This window comes from Streptomyces sp. SID5469, from assembly GCF_009862865.1.
Lineage (GTDB): Bacteria > Actinomycetota > Actinomycetes > Streptomycetales > Streptomycetaceae > Streptomyces > Streptomyces avermitilis.
The window spans coordinates 6,024,177-6,039,987 of the sequence record NZ_WWIN01000001.1 but is presented as its reverse complement, the minus strand read 5'-3'; the positions used below and the strand labels follow the sequence as shown (position 1 = coordinate 6,039,987).

Sequence of the window (15,811 nt, the reverse complement as noted above, 5' to 3'; positions counted from 1 at the left end):
TTCTCCCACCCGGCCCCGCTGCCGCCGTGCCCGACCCGGGCGGGCGTCCCCTGTGCGCCGCCGGATCAGAGATAGTCCTCCAGCCGCCCCACCGTGAACCCCTGTGCCTGGACGCGTCGCAGCAGACGTGCCGTCAGGGTCGTCAGGGAGTCGCCGTCCGGGTTCCCGGGGTGGGCGAGGACGATGTCACCGCGGTGCAGCCGGTGGGCCCGGCCGCGGTAGGAAAGTCCGTCCGCCCGCATCGACGCCCGCCACAGCACCACCGCCGTGACCCCGCAGTCCGCGGCGGCGCGCAGCGTCGTACGGTCGTACGCGCCGGCCGGCGGCCGCAGGAAGTACGGGCGCCGGCCGAAGCGCGCCCTGAGCCGGTCCCGCCCGCCGCAGATCCCGGCGCGCTGCCCCGCGTACGGCAGTCCGCGCAGCGAGGTGGCGCCGAGGGTGCCGTTCTGCACCGTCGCGCCGACCGACCTGAGGCGCGCGACGTGTGCGTACCCCGGTCCGACCTCACTGTCCGTGACGAACACGCTGACCGGCAGCCGCAGTTCACGGACCATGTCGGTGAACCGGGGGTCCTTCTCGGCGCCGTAGTAGCCGCCGTCGTAGGTCACGTCGTACGTCAGGAAGACCACCTTGTCGTGGGTGGCGACGCGGTCCACGACGGGCGGCAGGGCGCGGTGGCCGGTACGTACCGGGAACGGGGGGTGGTCGGGGGCGGGAGCGGGGGCGAGCGGGGCGGAGAGCCCCCAGCGGCGGTATGTCTGCGCGCCGGGTTCCTGCGGTCGGCGCACTTTCTGCGCCGCTTTCTTGCCCAGCCGTTCGATGGGGTCGACGGACTGGGCGCAGCCGGTCAGCAGCGTGGCTGCGAGCAGCCCGGCGACCAGCTGCCGCGCCGTCACAGGTAGTCCTCCAGGCGGGCCACCGCGTACCCCTCGTCCGTGACCTTCTCCATGAACCGGCGGATCATGTCGGGCATCGTGCCCTGCCAGTCCTCCTTGCCCCGGAAGTGGGTGAGCACGATGTCGCCGGGGTGCAGGCTCTGGTCCGTCTCGCGGTACTCCCAGTGGTCGACGAAGACCTCTTCGTTCCAGATCGGGGCGTACTTGATGCCGCAGGACCTGGCGGCGCGCAGGGTGTCCCCGTTGTAGTTGCCGTAGGGCGGCCGGAAGAGCGCGGGCCGCTTGCCGAGCCGCTTCTCCATGATGTCCTGCATGCCGCAGATCTCGTGCTCCTGCTCCTCGTACGACAGTCCGGGCAGGTAGGGGTGGGTGAGGGTGTGGTTGTTGAGGGTGACGCCCTGGCGGCGCATCTCCCGGAAGTACCCGTAGTCGTCCTCGACGAGGTAGTTGCTCAGGAAGGCGGTGTACGGAATCTTCAGGTCGCTCATCATCCGCAGGAACGCCGGGTCCTTCTCGGCGCCGTCGTCGATGGTGAGGAAGACGACCTTGTCCTTGGTCGGGACGGTCGTGAAGACGGGCGGCAGGCCTTCCCCGTCCGTGACCTCGAAGCCCTTGCGGAACGTGATCACCGGCTTCTTGACCGGGGGTGCCGGCGCGGTCAGCGGCGTCTTCGTCAGCCCCCAGCGCTTGGCGGCCGCGGCCCGGGCGGCGAGCGAGAGGCGCAGTTTCGAGGCGTACGAGTCGAGGGCGCGGGCGGGCGGTGCCTTGAGCGGCTGCGGGCCGGGGGCCGGCCGCACGGGGCTGTCCGCGCCGGCGCAGCCGGAGGCGAGGGCCGCCAGGGCGAGCACGGCGACGGCAGCCCGGGGCGCCACCGTCCGCTTCGCGCGCTTTTCATCATTTTGTCGTACGGGTCGCATGGCGCCGGATCCTCGCAGCCCGGGGCCTTCGCGCCGGGCCGACACCTCGGCCGGACGCACACCGTCCACCGACTGGCCGACAATGGCCGGGTGAACGACCTCTCCTTCGCCTCCCTGCTCACCCCTGAAGGCCGCGCCCTGCTCGACGAGGTGCGCGACACCGCGCCGGCGCGGGAGCTGGCCGTCGCGACCCGGCTGCGCCGCGAGCACCCCGCGGAGCTGGTCTCGGCGGCCCTCGGACAGGCGCGGCTGCGGCAGCGGGCGGCGGCGAAGTTCGCGGCCGAGGACGCGGCGCGGATGTTCTTCACCCCGAACGGGGTCGAGCAGTCGACGCGCGCGGCGGTGGCGACGCACCGGGCGCTGCGGCTTCGGGAGCTGGGGGTGACGTCCGTGGCCGATCTGTGCTGCGGCATCGGCGGCGACGCGATCGCGCTGGCCCGCGCCGGGATCCGGGTCCTGGCGGTGGACCGCGACCCGCTCACGGCGGCGGTGGCCCGCGCGAACGCCGGGGAACTGGGCCTGACGGACCTGATCGAGGTGCGGGAGGCGGATGTCACGGAGGTCGACCCGGGCCCGTACGACGCGGTCTTCGTGGATCCGGCGCGGCGCGGCGGCCGGGGCCGTGTCTTCGACCCGGAGGCGTACTCGCCGCCGCTCTCCTGGGCGATCGGTACGGCCCTCGCGGCACCGCGGGCCGCGCTGAAGATCGCGCCGGGCATCCCCCACGAGGCGATCCCCGCCGAGGCCGAGGCGGAGTGGATCTCGGACGGCGGGGACGTGAAGGAGGCGGTGCTGTGGTTCGGCACCGAGCCGGGGCTGGTGCGGGCGACCCTGCTGCCGGGCCCGCGGGTCCTGCGCGGCCGCGGCCTGCCGGACCCCGCGGTGCGCCCGCTCGGCCGGTATCTGTACGAGCCCGACGGCGCCGTCATCCGGGCGCATCTCGTCGCGGAGGTCGCCCAGGAGCTGGACGGCGGCCTCGTCGACGAGACGATCGCCTACGTCACGGCGGACGAACTGCGCCCGACGCCGTATGCGACCGCCTACGAGATCACCGACCAGCTCCCCTTCAACGTGAAGAAGCTGAGGGTGCTGCTGCGGGAGCGGGAGGTCGGGATCCTGACCGTGAAGAAGCGCGGGTCGGCCGTCGAACCGGAGGAGCTGCGCAAGAAGGTCAAGCCGCACGGCCCGAACTCGGCCACCGTCTTCCTGACCCGGGTCGCGGGCGCCCCGACGATGCTGATCGGGCACCCGGCGGTCCCGTAGCGGGAACCGGGTGCGCGCATCGCACCGGCGCTTCCCTGTCCGCTCCGCTGCCCGCCCCCCTGTCCGCGCGCGCCCTGTCCGCGCCCTTCCGCCCGGGCCGGCAACTGTCCGCTCACTGCCCGCGCCCTTCCGCCCGGGCCAGCAACAGCTCCCGTTCCCGTTCGTTGCGGGTGAGGGCGGCGGCACGGGCGAACTCGGCGCGGGCCTCCGTCGTACGGCCGAGGCGGGCGAGCAGGTCGCCGCGGACACTGGGCAGCAAGTGGTAGTCACGCAGGGAGGGTTCGGCGGCGAGGGCGTCGACGATCTCCAGGGCGGGGCCGGGGCCCTCGGCCATCGAGACGGCGACCGCGCGGTTCAACTCGACGACGGGGGACGGGGAGCGGGCCGCGAGGAGTCCGTAGAGCGTGACGATCTGCGCCCAGTCGGTGTCCTCGTACGCGTAGGCCCGGGCGTGGCAGGCGGCGATCGCGGCCTGGAGGGCGTACGGGCCGAGGCCGCCGGTGGCGACGGCGTTGGCGCGTCCGAGCGCGGTGAAGCCCCGGCGGATCAGCATCCGGTTCCAGCGGAGCCGGTTCTGGTCCTTGAGGAGGACCGGCTCGCCGGACGGTCCGGTGCGGGCGCCCGCGCGCGACTCCTGAAGCTCCAGCAGCGCCGCCAGCCCGTGCACCTCGGGCTCCTTGGGCATCAACTCGGCGAGTACGCGGGCGAGTCGGAGCGCGTCCTCGCACAGGGCGGGGCGCAGCAGGTCGTCGCCGGCGGTGGCGGCGTACCCCTCGTTGAAGATGAGGTAGATGACCTCCAGGACCGAGCCCAGCCGGGCTTCGCGTTCCGGTCCGTACGGGACCTCGAAGGCGACCCCCTTCGTCGCCAGCGTCCGCTTGGCGCGCACGATGCGCTGGGCGACGGTCGCCTCCGGCGCGAGGAACGCGCGGGCGATCTCGGGCGTGGTCAGCCCGCCGAGCAGCCGCAGGGTGAGCGCGATGCGGGCCTCGGCGGACAGCACGGGGTGGCAGGCGGTGAAGACGAGCCGCAGCAGGTCGTCGTCGATGTCGTCGGGGTCGGCCGGCTCGTCGAGGTGGTGCGGGGCGGTCGACGAGAGGTCCCGCCCCACCTCCTCCAGCTTGCGGGCGTAGCGCTCCCGGCGGCGTACGAGGTCGATGGCGCGATGTTTGGCGGTGGCCGTGAGCCAGGCGCCGGGGTTGTCGGGCACCCCGTCCCTCGGCCACTGCTCCAGGGCGGCGACCAGCGCGTCCTGCGCCAGTTCCTCGGCGATACCGACGTCCCGCACGATCCGGGCGACGCCGGCGATGATGCGGGGCGACTCGATGCGGAAGACGGTTTCGACGGTGGCTTCGATGGCGGCGGTGGCGGTGGGCTGCTGTTCCACAACCCACCATCACACACCCACGGGGACGGCCGGGCCAAGCCACGACTCGAGCCGCGGCTCGGCGCCTGGCCCGGCGCAGGCTCAGCGCCTGGCTCAGCCCTCGGCGATCTCCCGCACCTCACAGGTCACGGTCCAGTGCTCCTCGTGCACCTTCAGGAACCGCTTGGTCCACTCCAGGGCCTCCGCCATGTCCTTGCACTGCATGAGCGCATAACCGCCGACGACCTCCTTGGACTCGGTGAAGGGCCCGTCGGTGACGGACAGCTCTCCGCCGGCCCAGTGCACTCGCTTCCCCTGGGCGGTCGGCGTCAGCCCGGCGGTGTCGAGCATGACGCCCGCCTTGGTGATCTCCTCGAGCAGCTCCCCCATGCGCTGCATCAGTTCGGGGCTCGGTCCCTCGGCGGGCGCGGTGCTCTCGTCGATCTGGATGAGCGACAGGTAACGCGGCATGGTGACTCCTTCGACTGCGGCACGACGGCGGGGCGCGTCCCCGCCGTCCAGGCTGCCGGACGGGGTCTCTCCCCGCCTCTCACCTGTGCGTCGAACGGGGTCCCCGCGGATCGACACGGCCGCCGGAATTCTTCGAAGAATTTTCCGCGCGGGGCGTTTCCGCAGGTCGCACGGGAGGGGATCAGCGCAGCGACGTCCACAACGCGCTCGCCGCCGGTTCCTTCGCCACCACCCGGTTGGGGTCCGAGGGGGCCGTCGCCACCGGCAGCATCACCGTGCTGACCCGCTCCGACGACAGGCCCTTCAGGCTCTCGCCCAGGTTCATCAGTTCGCCCAGGGAGTCGAGACCCGTGTCCGTGGTGAGGCTGCCCGTGATCGCGTCCGCGACCTTGTAGAGGCCGGTGGGGTCGGTCAGGAGGTTCGTCGAGGCGATCTGGTCCAGGAGTGCCTTCACGAGCTTCTGCTGGAGTCCTATGCGGCCCAGGTCGCTGCCGTCGCCTATGCCGTGGCGGGTGCGGGCGAGGGCCAGCGCCTGCTTGCCGGTGAGGTGGTGCTCGCCCGCCTTGAGGTGCAGATGGCTCTTGTCGTCGTCGATGTCCTCGTCCGTGGTCACCGTGACGCCGCCCAGCGCGTTCACCAGCTTGGCGAAGCCGGAGAAGTCGATCTCCAGGTAGTGGTCCATGCGGATGTTCGTCAATGACTCGACCGTCTTCACCGCGCAGACCGGGCCGCCCACCGCGTACGCGCTGTTGAACATCGCGTTGTACGCCACCGCCGTCGTACCGCCCGACGTCAGCGGGCACGAGGGGCGCGTGACCAGCGTGTCGCGCGGGATGCTCACCACCGTCGCCTCCGTCCGGCCCTCGTCGATGTGGACGACCATCGCGGTGTCGGAGCGGGCACCCGAGCTGTCGCCCCCGCCGAGCGTCGCGTTGGCCTTGCCGCTGCGCGAGTCCGAGCCGAGGACCAGGATGTTCAGGGCGCCGCTGGGGAGGGGGGTGGCCGAGGCGGACGCCGACGCGGCCGGAGACGGGGAGGTCACCGACCGCGCCGGGCGGTCGTCGCCGAGCGCGCTGTTGATGTCGACGCTCTTGATGTTGTGGTTCAGACGCCAGTACGCCCAGCCCGCCCCGGCGGCGCCGAGGACGAGGCCGCCGGCGAGCGCGATGCCGACGCCCTTCAGCAGGCGGGACCGCCGGCCCGGACGTCTGACCGCGCCCCCGTTGTCGTCCCCGCGCTCGTCTTCTCCAGTCACGCGGAGGAACATAAGTCCGAATTATTACGAGCGGGGACGTGTGACCGGCATTCTTGCGAAAATCTCAGACTTCTCAGGCGCGTCTTACCCCAGCGTCACTGTCGGCAGCGGGTTGCTTCCGCTCCATGACGCGTTGAAGCCGAAGGTGACCGAACCGCCGTTCGGGACGGTGCCGTTGTAGGAGGCGTTCGCGCAACTCACCGCCGTCCCCGACTGGGTGCACGTCGCGTTCCACGCCTGCGTGATCTGCTGGCCCGCGCCGTACGTCCAGCTCACCTTCCACGCCGACAGGGAGGCCCCGGAACAGGCGATCCGCACCTGGCCCGTGAAGCCCGCGTTCCACTGGCTCGTGACGCTGTACGTCGCCGTGCACGCGCCCGTGGGCGGTGTCGAGGTGCCCCCGAGTGCCGTCGCGATCGCGTGGTACGCCGGTTTCGGCGCGTAGTTCTCGTCGTACGGCGTCGCCGCGCCGTAGCCGGAGAAGACGTCCGGGATCCAGGAGTCGGAGTCCGTGAAGCCCCAGACGGTGACGCCGACGCACCGGGTCACCGCCACGCACGCGTCCAGCACGGCCTTGTAGTCGGCCGCCTGCTGCGTCAGCTTCGCGTCCGTGGCGGGCAGCTGCATACGGATGTCCAGCTCCGTGATCGCCACGTCCACCCCGAGGTCGGCGAAGCGCTGGATGTTCTGCTGGAGCGTGGACGGCACCTGGCCGAGCACGAGGTGGGCCTGGAGGCCGACCCCGTCGATCGGAACCCCGCGGTCCTTGAGGGACTTGACCAGGTTGTAGAGCGCGGTGCTCTTCGCGTTGACGCCCTCGACGTTGTAGTCGTTGATGTAGAGCTTCGCGCTCGGGTCCGCCGCGCGCGCCGCGGTCAGGGCCTGGGCGATGTAATCGGAGCCGAGGCCGTTGTACCAGAGGGTCGAGCGGTAGGTGCCGTCCTCGTTGAACGGCTCGTTCACCACGTCCCAGGCCGCCAGCTTGCCCTGGTAGCGGGTGACTTCGGTGGTGATGTGGTTCTGGAGCAGCGTGCCGAGCTGGGCCGGGGTCCAGGTGCCGTTCGTCAGCCAGCTCGGGTTCTGGCTGTGCCAGACCAGGGTGTGCCCGCGTACCTGCTGGTTGTGGGCCTGCGCGAAGGCGACGATCTGGTCGGCCTCGGTCCAGTTGTACGTGCCCTGGGTGGGCTCGACCGAGCCCCACTTCATGGCGTTGCCGGGGGTCAGCGAGTTGAACTGGGCCCCGGCGATGTCGCCGTACGTGCCGGTCAGCTTGGAGCCGGTGACCGCGGTACCGATGACCTTGCCCTTGGCGGCGGCGAGGTCACGGAGCGGCGTGTCGGCGGCGTGCGCGGCGGGGGCCGCGGCCAGCAGGGCGGCCAGGGCCGCGATGCCGGTGAGCAAGGACGCCGGGGATAAGCCTGATCTTTTCAGAGATCTCATGGCGGGTGCCTCCGAAAGTTTCGGTCGTGCAACCGATTGGCTTCGGAGAGTGTGGAGGGGCGCGCCTCACCCGTCAATACGGAAACAGCGAATACAGGAACAGCGAATACAGGAACGGCGAATACGGAAGCGGCGAATACGGAAACCACGCACGCGGAAGCCACGGTCCGTTCCCTACGCCTACGCCTGCGCCTACACCGGCGCCGGCGCGGCCCCCGTACTGCTGCGCACCACCAGACTCGTCGCCAGTTCCACCCTGGTCGCCACCGAGGCCCCCGCCTCCCGCCCCAGTTCCAGCACCAGCTTCGCGGCCGCCTCCGCCATCTCCGTCAGCGGCTGCCGTACGGTCGTCAGCGGCGGCCCCACCCAGCGCGCCACCGGCAGATCGTCGAACCCGACCACGCTCAGGTCCTGCGGGATGCGCAGCCCCAGTTCGCGCGCCGCCTCGTACAGGCCCAGCGCCTGGAGGTCGTTCCCGGCGAACACGGCCGTGGGGCGGTCCGGCCGCCGCAGCAGTTCGAGGCCCAGCCGGTAGCCGGCCTCGTGGTGGAAGTCCCCCGCCTTGACCAGCCCCGGATCCACCGGCAGCCCCGCCGTCTCCAGCGCCGCCCGGTAGCCGTCCACCCGCGCCCGGCTGCACATCATCCGCGAGGGCCCGCTGATCGCGCCGATCCTGGTGTGCCCGAGTTCGACGAGATGCCGGGTCGCGGCCAGCCCGCCGTGCCAGTTGGTGGCGCCGATCGACGGCACGTCGTCACCCGGGTCGCCGGCCGGGTCCATCACCACGAACGGGATGGATCTGCTGGTCAGCAGCGCACGCTGGGACTCGTCGAGCCCGGACAGCACCAGGATCACACCGTGCGGGCGGCGGGCGGCGACCTGGTCGGCCCAGGTCCGGCCGGGGGTCAGCCGGCCAGCGCTCTCGGACAGGACCACGCTCAGCCCCTCGTCCCGCGCGACGTTCTCCACCCCTCGGATGACCTCCATCGCCCAGGCGCTCTCCAGCTCGTGGAAGACCAGGTCGATCAGGGGCGAGCGGGTGGCCTCGGCCCGGCGGCGGCGGTAGCCGTAGGAGCGGAGCAGCTCCTCGACCCGGGCGCGGGTCGCCGGGGCGACGTCGGCGCGGCCGTTGAGCACCTTCGAAACAGTCGGCGCCGACACGCCGGCCTCGCGGGCGATCTCGGCGAGCGTGGCGGTCTGGGTCGAGCGGGCCATCGACTGTGTCTGCACGGGATTCTCGGGATTCTCGGGTTTCTCGGGATTCCCGGGCTTCCCGGGCCTCTCGGACTTCTCCGGCTTCATGGGCGGGATCGTAGGCCTGGGTGAACGCTCGGCGGACCCCCTGCGGCGGTACGCGCACTCGGAACATTCGTGGATTGGCGCGAAACATTCGATGGCCCCCTGTCCGTGCCCTGCCGCCCCGTCCCCGGCAGGGCACGCCCCCGCTCACTTCACCCGCACCTCGCACCGCAGCCGCCGCTCCCGTCCCACCACCCGCTCGGGCCCGGTCAGCGTCACCGGCACCGTGTACCGCACGTCCCCGTCCGCGCTGGACACCCCCAACCGCAGCTCCAGCGCCCCGGGTTCGACGATCCGCTCGCCGTCGGGGCCCGTGTACGCGGCCAGGTCCGCCGGAACCGTGAAGTGGACCTCCCCCGACGCGCCGGGTTCGAGGGGCACCCGGGCGTACCCCACCAAGCGGACCACCGGCCGCGCGACCTTGCCGACCGGGTCGTGGAGGTAGAGCTGGACGACCTCCGTGCCGGGCCGTTCCCCGGTGTTGCGGACCGTCAGGCGCAGCGTCGTCTCGCCGTCCGTGGGGAACGACGCGTCGTCGACCGACGGGGCCTGCCAGTCGTACGTCGTGTACGACAGCCCGTGTCCGAAGGGGTACAGGGGGGTCGGGTCGAGGTTGCTCGCCTCGCCGTGCCGGCCGAGCGGCGGGGCGAGGTACGTCCACGGCTGTCCCGCCGGGCCGCGCGGCACGCTCACCGGCAGCCGGCCCGACGGGTTGACCCGCCCGGACAGCACCCCGGCCACGGCCGGGCCTCCTTCCTCGCCCGGGAAGAACGCCTGCACCACCGCGGCGCACCGGTCCGCCCAGCGCCCGAGCGCGTACGGGCGCCCGGACAGCAGGACCAGGACGACCGGCGTCCCGGAGGCGAGGGCCCGGTCCACCACCTCGCCCTGTCCGTCGGGAAGTTCGAGGTCCGCCGCGTCGCAGCCCTCCCCCGAGGTGCCGCGTCCGAACAGCCCCGACCGGTCGCCGACCGCGACCACACACACCTCGGCCGCCGCCGGGTCGGTCACGAACTCGGCGTCCGGCAGCTCCGTGCGCAGCGCCTCCAGCAGCGTCGGCACGGCGACCCCCATCGGGACCCCGGGGCGGTCCAGGAGGACATGGCGGGGGAAGGTGTAGCAGCCGAGCATGGCCGCCGGGTCGTCGGCGTGCGGCCCGAGGACGGCGATCCGGCGGGCCCCCGGAGCGAGCGGCAGCAGGCCCCGGTCGTTGGCGAGCAGGACGACCGACTCCTGTGCCAACTGACGTGCCAGCGCCCGCATATGGGGCGGGTCCAGGTCGACCGGGGCCTCGGTGGCGGGCGGCGCCCAGTCCGGGTCGAGCAGCCCCAGCTCGCACTTCTGCGTCAGCACCCGCAGCGCGGCCCGGTCCACCAGTTCCTCGTCGAACGGCCCGGCCCCGAAGCACCGCACCGCGGGCAGCTCCACGTCCACCCCGGCCGCGAGCGCGAGCGCCGCCGCCCCGGCCGGGGAGTCGGCGAGCCCGTGGGCCGACTCCAGGAAGGAGACCCCGAAGTAGTCGGAGACGACGGTGCCGGTGAACTGCCATTCGTCCCGCAGCAGGTGGGTGAGCAGCCGGTGGTGCGCGTGCGCGGGCAGTCCGTCGATGTCGTTGTACGCCGCCATCACCGACCGGGCGCCGCCCTCCCGTACCGCCATCTCGAAGGGCGGCAGGATGACGTCGGCCAGTTCGCGCGGGCCGAGCGACGCGGGCGCGTGGTTGCGGGCGCCGCGTGAGGCCGAGTAGCCCGCGAGGTGCTTGAGCGTGGCTACGACGCCGGACGACTGAAGGCCCTGCACGTAGGCGGTGCCGACGGTGGCCACGAGGTAGGGGTCCTCGCCGATCGACTCCTCCGTGCGCCCCCAGCGCGGATCCCGTACGACGTCGAGGACGGGGGCCAGCCCCTGGTGCACGCCCACGGCCCGCATCGAGGCGCCGATCGCGGCCGCCATCTCCTTCACCAGGTCCGGATCGAAGCTGGCGCCCCAGGCGAGCGGTGTCGGAAAGATGGTCGCCTGCCAGGCGGTGAAGCCGGTGAGGCACTCCTCGTGGGCGAGGGCGGGCAGCCGGAAGCGGTTCGCGGCGCGGATGCGTTCCTGGAGGAACCCGAGCCGGGCGGCGCCCTCGGCCGGGTCGACGGGCGCCGTGCCGAAGGGGCGGGTGAGCTGGCCGAGGCCGTGCGGGAGCAGCCCGGCGAGGTCCACGCCCTCGGACAGCGCGTGCTGGAGCGGTGCCACGTCCCCGCCCGGTGCCTCGTCGGAGCCGGGCCAGACGCCGTAGAGCTGGGCGGTCTTCTCCTGGGGGGTCATCCGGGCGAGCAGGTCGGCGGCGCGGACGGCTGCGGGCAGAGCGGGGTCCTGCCAGGGGTGGGTCATGTAACTCCTCACGTCTGTACGGGGGTACGACGGGCCCTAGCCCTTGGTCGCGCCGAGCGTGATGCCGCCGATCAGCTGTCGTTCGGCGACGGCGTAGAAGGCCAGGGCGGGCGCCATGGCGAGCACCAGGTACGCGAAGATGCGGGCCACGTCGGAGGCGTACTGGCCCTGGAACTGCTGGATGCCGACCGGGATCGTCCACCAGGTGGGCTCGCTGAAGACCAGCAGCGGCAGCAGGAACTGGTTCCAGCTGCTGACGATGGCGAGGACGGAGACCGTGCCGAGGGCGGGCCGGGCCAGCGGCAGCAGGACGCGCCAGAAGAAGCCGAAGGGGGAGCAGCCGTCGAGGGTCGCCGCCTCCTCCAGCTCGCCGGGGATCTCCCGGAAGAAGCCGCGCAGGATGATGATCGTCACCGGCAGCCCGAAGGCCGCCTCGGGCAGGATCACGCCCCACGGGTTGTCGAGGAGCCCGAAGGTGCGCAGCAGGATGAACAGCGGCAGGATCGCCACCGCGAACGGGAACATCAGCCCCATCGTGAACAGGGTGAACATGAACTCCCGCCCGCGGAAGGCGAACCGGGCCAGGGCGAACGCGGCGAGGGCCGCGGTCACCACCGTGACCAGGGTGGCTCCCACCGCGATCACCGTGCTGCTGCCGATGGACCGCCAGAACGCCCCCGAGCCGAGCAGGGACGTGTAGTTCGAGGTCACCCAGGGCGAGGGCAGCCCGAACGGGTTGCCGGAGAGCTGGTCGGTGGACTTGAAGCCGGAGACGATGGCGTACAGGAGCGGGGTGACCATGAAGACGCCGACCACCCAGAGGATCGCGTACACGGGGAGGGCGCGCAGCCTCCGGCGCCGTACGACGCTCGTCGGCGGACCCGTCGTCGGTCCTGTCGTCGGTCCTGTCGTCGGTCCCGTCGGCGCGCTCATCGGTTCGCTCGCATGGTGGTGATGGCTCCTTCGGTGTCACGGCGCAGCACGAAGCGCTGGTAGGCGAGGGCGAAGACCAGGCTGATCAGGAACATCACGACGCTGATGGCGCTCGCGTAGCCCATCTGATAGCGCTTGAAGCCGTACTGGACCATGCTGATCGCCATCGTCTCGGAGGCGTGGTCGGGGCCGCCGGTGGTGATCACCCAGACCAGGTCGAAGAGCTGGATGGAGAAGACGACGGACAGGAACGCGCTGATCCGCAGGGTCGGCGCGAGCAGCGGCAGCGTGATGTGGCGGAAGCGCTGCCAGGTGCCCGCGCCGTCGATGCGCCCCGCCTCGTGCAGTTCGGCCGGGATGCCCTGGAGGCCGGCCAGGTGGAGCATCATGTGGAAGCCGAAGTACTTCCAGGTCATGACGAGGAAGAGGGTGGGCAGAACCGTGTTCCGGCCCGCGAACCAGTCCCCGCCGAGGCCGTCGAGCCCGACCGCGCCGAGGACTTTGTCGGCGAGCCCCTCCCCCGGCGCGAAGATCATGCCGAACAGCACGCCGGTGATGACCTCGGACAGGATGTACGGGGCGAAGAACAGCATCCGGTAGACGGCCCGCCCGCGCAGCTTCTGGTTGAGCAGCACGGCCATGGCGAGGGCGAACGGCAGCTGGAGGACGACGGAGAAGCCGATCAGCAGCCCGCCCCGCCACAGGTCCCCGAGGAACACGGGGTCCTTGAGGAGCCGGGTGTAGTTGCCGAACCCCGTGACGTCCGTGGGCGAGCCGAATCCGCCCCAGTCGAAGAAGCTGATGTAGATGGCGTAGCCCATCGGGACCAGCACGAGCAGGCCGAACAGGATGAGGGCCGGGACCGTGAAGACGAAGGCGCCGAGCCAGTCGCGCAGCCGGCGCGATGCGGGCGCGGGGCCGCCCGCGCGGGGGGAGACGGGCCCGGGGTCCGGGGACTTGCCGAGGTCCGGCACGTACGCCGGCGGGGTAGAGGTCGAGTGCGGCGACGGGGTAGAGGTCGAGTGCGGCGACGGGGTCGAGTGCGTCATCGGCGTCCGCTAGCTCTTCTCGCTCTTGGCGACCTGGGTGACCGAACGCGTCACCTGCTGCGGGGACTTGGAGCCGGCGACGAGCGCGGCGACGCTGTCGTTGATCTCCTGGCCGACGGCGGGGGCGTAGGCCTGGTCGAGGTAGAGCTGGAAGCCGGTGGCCGCGTTCAGCGCGTCCGACACAGCGGTGAGGTTGGGGTCCGTCAGCGCGCCGCGCGCGTCCTTGGACACCGGTATCAGGCCGGTCTCCTTGACCAGTTTTCCGGCGAACTCCTTCTCGCCGAAGAACTTCAGGAACTCCACCGCCGCCTCGGGCGCGCCCTTGCGCACCGCGTGGCCGCCGCCCCCGCCGAACACCTCGGTGAGCGCGCCCTTTCCGCCCTCGACGGCGGGGAAGGAGAAGAAGCCGAGGTCCTTGCCGAGACCCTTGCCCGCGTCCTTCTCGACGACCGGCGCCCACTGGCCCATCAGCTCCATGGCCGCCTTGCCGTTGCCCATCGCGGCCGCCTCGCCGGTGGGCGTGGAGTAGCCCGCGCCGAGGAACCCCTTCTGGAAGGGCTGGAGCGCGACGAGGTCCTTGAGGTGCTGGCCGGCCTTGACGAAGCCGTCGCCGGTGAAGTCGGCGTCGGTGGCGGCCTTGTGCATCGCGTCGAGCCCCGCGACACGCATCGAGAGGTACGCCCAGTAGTACATGCCGGGCCACTTCTCCTTGCCGGCCAGGGCGATGGGCGTGATCCCGGCGGACTTGAGGGACCTGACGGCGTCGAGGAAGCCGGACCAGGTGGTGGGCGGGGTGTCGATGCCCGCCTGCTTGAAGAGCGCCTTGTTGTACCAGAAGCCGACCGCGCCGATGTCGAAGGGAACGGCGTACGTCCTGCTGTCGAACCGGTAGGCGGCGAGCGCGGCGGGCACGTAGGTGTCCGTCCAGGAGGAGACCCGGTCGGTCAGGTCCTCGACCAGGCCCGCGTCGATCTGCTGCTCGAGTACCCCGCCGCCCCAGGTGTGGTAGATGTCCGGCAGCTTCCCCGAGGCGGTCTGCGCGGTCATCTTGGACTTGTACGCCTCGTTCTCCAGCGTCACGATCTTGATCTTCACGTCGGGGTGCGCGGCCTCGAACTCCTTGGCGCGCTGGGCCCACAGCTTCTTCGCGGGCTCGGTGGTGGTGATGTTCCACCACTCGATCGTGGTCTTGCCCGAGCTGTTTCCGCTGTCGGAGGAGCCGCACGCGCTCAGCGCGGCCGCGCCCACTCCGGTCGCCGCGGAGGCCGCCAGGAAACCGCGGCGGGAGAGAGAGGTGTTGCCCAACGCTCGCATCGCACACCTTCCGGAAGAGAGCCGATAATTATCGGTCGAGTGCGCACGGAAGCTACGGGTGTACGACAGGTGTGTCAACGGCCCTGACAAATACCGGTGTTATCGAGACCCGGACGGAAGCCGGACGAGAGCCGGACGGGACGCGTGACGGGGCCCGGACGGGGCCCGGACGGGCCCCGCGGCGAGGTCAGCCGCGCGGGGCCGTACTCGCCCGCAGCACCAGCTCGGTGGCCAGCTCGACCCTGGGCGACGCGGGCTCCTCACCGGCCGCGAGCCTGAGCACCGTCCGCGTCGCCAGCTTGCCCATCTCCGCCAGCGGCTGACGGACGGTCGTCAGCGGCGGCGCCGACCAGCGGACCTCGGGCAGGTCGTCGAACCCGACGACGCTCATGTCCTCCGGCACCCGCAGCCCCCTGCGCCGCAGCGCCTCGATCGCCCCCAGCGCCATCTGGTCACTGGCGGCGAACAGCGCGGTCGGCGGCTCGGCCAGGTCGAGCAGTCGGGTGCAGCCGTCGAATCCCGACGCGTGGTAGAAGTCGCCCGGCACGATCAGGGCGTCGTCGACCGCGATGTCCGCGCCCTCCAGGGCGGCCCGGTAGCCGTCGAGCCGCGCGCGCGAGCACAGCAGCCGTGGCGGCCCCGCGATGAACCCGATCCGCCGGTGCCCGAGGCCGAGCAGGTGTTCGGTCGCGGCCAGGCCGCCCGCCCAGTTGGTGGCCCCCACGGTCGGCGCGTCCAGGGAGGGCGAGCCGGCCGGGTCGACGACGACGAGCGGGACGCCGAGCCTGCGCAGTTCCTCGTGCATACGGGGTTCGAGGACGGACGTCACGAGGATCACGCCGTCCGAGGCGCGGGCGCGGAGATTGGTCATCCACTGCCGGGCCGAGCCGGACGCGCCGTGGATGGCCGACACCACCGTGCCGACGCCCGAGGCGTGCGCGATCTCCTCGACCCCCCGGATGATCTCCACGGCCCAGGGGCTGTCGAGGTCGTTGAACACCAGGTCGATGAGGGCCGCGCGGTCGCCCGGGGCGGACGACTTGCGCTGGTAGCCGTGGTGACGCAGCAGGTCCTCGACCCGGGCGCGGGTCTGAGGCGACACGTCGGAGCGGCCGTTGACCACCCGCGACACGGTGGGCACCGAGACGCCGGCCTGCCGGGCGATCTCGGTGATGGTCACCTTGTTCTTCATGCTCTCCCGGGCCACGTGCCCACCTCCGTTGCCGAAACCT

13 protein-coding genes are annotated in these 15,811 nt (G+C 71.9%); 1 reads left to right on the top strand and 12 read right to left on the bottom strand.

The features are described from left to right. Positions 1-65: 65 nt before the first annotated feature. Positions 66-896: a polysaccharide deacetylase family protein gene (locus GTY58_RS26075; protein WP_010986396.1), complete on the bottom strand. Its 831-nt coding sequence runs from the start codon at positions 894-896 to the stop codon at positions 66-68. Then, positions 893-1,813 carry a polysaccharide deacetylase family protein gene (locus GTY58_RS26070; protein WP_037648021.1) on the bottom strand — a complete coding sequence of 307 codons (921 nt, stop codon included), beginning with the start codon at positions 1,811-1,813 and terminating at the stop codon, positions 893-895. Before GTY58_RS26070 ends, GTY58_RS26075 begins: the two co-directional genes overlap by 4 nt. On the opposite strand from GTY58_RS26070, the gene GTY58_RS26065 reads away from it, so the two are divergent. Further along, the gene (locus GTY58_RS26065) at positions 1,796-3,076 is read left to right on the top strand and encodes a methyltransferase domain-containing protein (protein WP_078234504.1); all 1,281 of its coding nucleotides are present in this window, start codon (positions 1,796-1,798) and stop codon (positions 3,074-3,076) included. The genes GTY58_RS26070 and GTY58_RS26065 overlap by 18 nt on opposite strands. 112 nt (positions 3,077-3,188) lie before the next feature. Here the strand turns inward: GTY58_RS26065 and GTY58_RS26060 are convergent, their stop codons facing one another. The 10 genes from GTY58_RS26060 to GTY58_RS26015 form a co-directional block, all read right to left on the bottom strand. After that, complete coding sequence (locus tag GTY58_RS26060; RefSeq protein ID WP_010986393.1) at positions 3,189-4,463, bottom strand: DUF6596 domain-containing protein; 1,275 nt, start codon at positions 4,461-4,463, stop codon at positions 3,189-3,191. Between the two features lie 93 nt (positions 4,464-4,556). Further along, positions 4,557-4,913, bottom strand: coding sequence for a YciI family protein (locus GTY58_RS26055; protein WP_010986392.1), 357 nt, complete (start codon positions 4,911-4,913; stop codon positions 4,557-4,559). A gap of 181 nt (positions 4,914-5,094) precedes the next feature. Continuing rightward, positions 5,095-6,168 (bottom strand): LCP family protein, encoded by a 1,074-nt coding sequence (locus GTY58_RS26050; protein WP_242432177.1) that lies wholly within the window; start codon positions 6,166-6,168, stop codon positions 5,095-5,097. 84 nt (positions 6,169-6,252) lie between these two features. Further along, the gene (locus GTY58_RS26045; RefSeq protein WP_010986390.1) at positions 6,253-7,608 is read right to left on the bottom strand and encodes an endo-1,4-beta-xylanase; all 1,356 of its coding nucleotides are present in this window, start codon (positions 7,606-7,608) and stop codon (positions 6,253-6,255) included. 192 nt (positions 7,609-7,800) lie between these two features. Next, on the bottom strand, positions 7,801-8,823 hold the full coding sequence (locus tag GTY58_RS26040) for a LacI family DNA-binding transcriptional regulator (protein ID WP_042494514.1): 1,023 nt from the start codon (positions 8,821-8,823) through the stop codon (positions 7,801-7,803). A 231-nt stretch (positions 8,824-9,054) separates the two neighbouring features. Continuing rightward, entirely contained in the window at positions 9,055-11,283 is a 2,229-nt protein-coding gene (locus tag GTY58_RS26035) for a glycoside hydrolase family 3 N-terminal domain-containing protein (RefSeq protein WP_010986388.1), read from the bottom strand. Between the two features lie 36 nt (positions 11,284-11,319). Next, on the bottom strand, positions 11,320-12,084 hold the full coding sequence (locus GTY58_RS26030; RefSeq protein ID WP_237529529.1) for a carbohydrate ABC transporter permease: 765 nt from the start codon (positions 12,082-12,084) through the stop codon (positions 11,320-11,322). 128 nt (positions 12,085-12,212) lie between these two features. Further along, the gene (locus GTY58_RS26025; protein WP_010986386.1) at positions 12,213-13,265 is read right to left on the bottom strand and encodes a sugar ABC transporter permease; all 1,053 of its coding nucleotides are present in this window, start codon (positions 13,263-13,265) and stop codon (positions 12,213-12,215) included. A 9-nt stretch (positions 13,266-13,274) separates the two neighbouring features. Beyond that, on the bottom strand, positions 13,275-14,570 hold the full coding sequence (locus GTY58_RS26020; protein WP_037648026.1) for an extracellular solute-binding protein: 1,296 nt from the start codon (positions 14,568-14,570) through the stop codon (positions 13,275-13,277). Positions 14,571-14,766: 196 nt separating this feature from the next. Continuing rightward, positions 14,767-15,771 (bottom strand): LacI family DNA-binding transcriptional regulator, encoded by a 1,005-nt coding sequence (locus GTY58_RS26015; RefSeq protein ID WP_037648027.1) that lies wholly within the window; start codon positions 15,769-15,771, stop codon positions 14,767-14,769. Positions 15,772-15,811 lie beyond the last annotated feature (40 nt).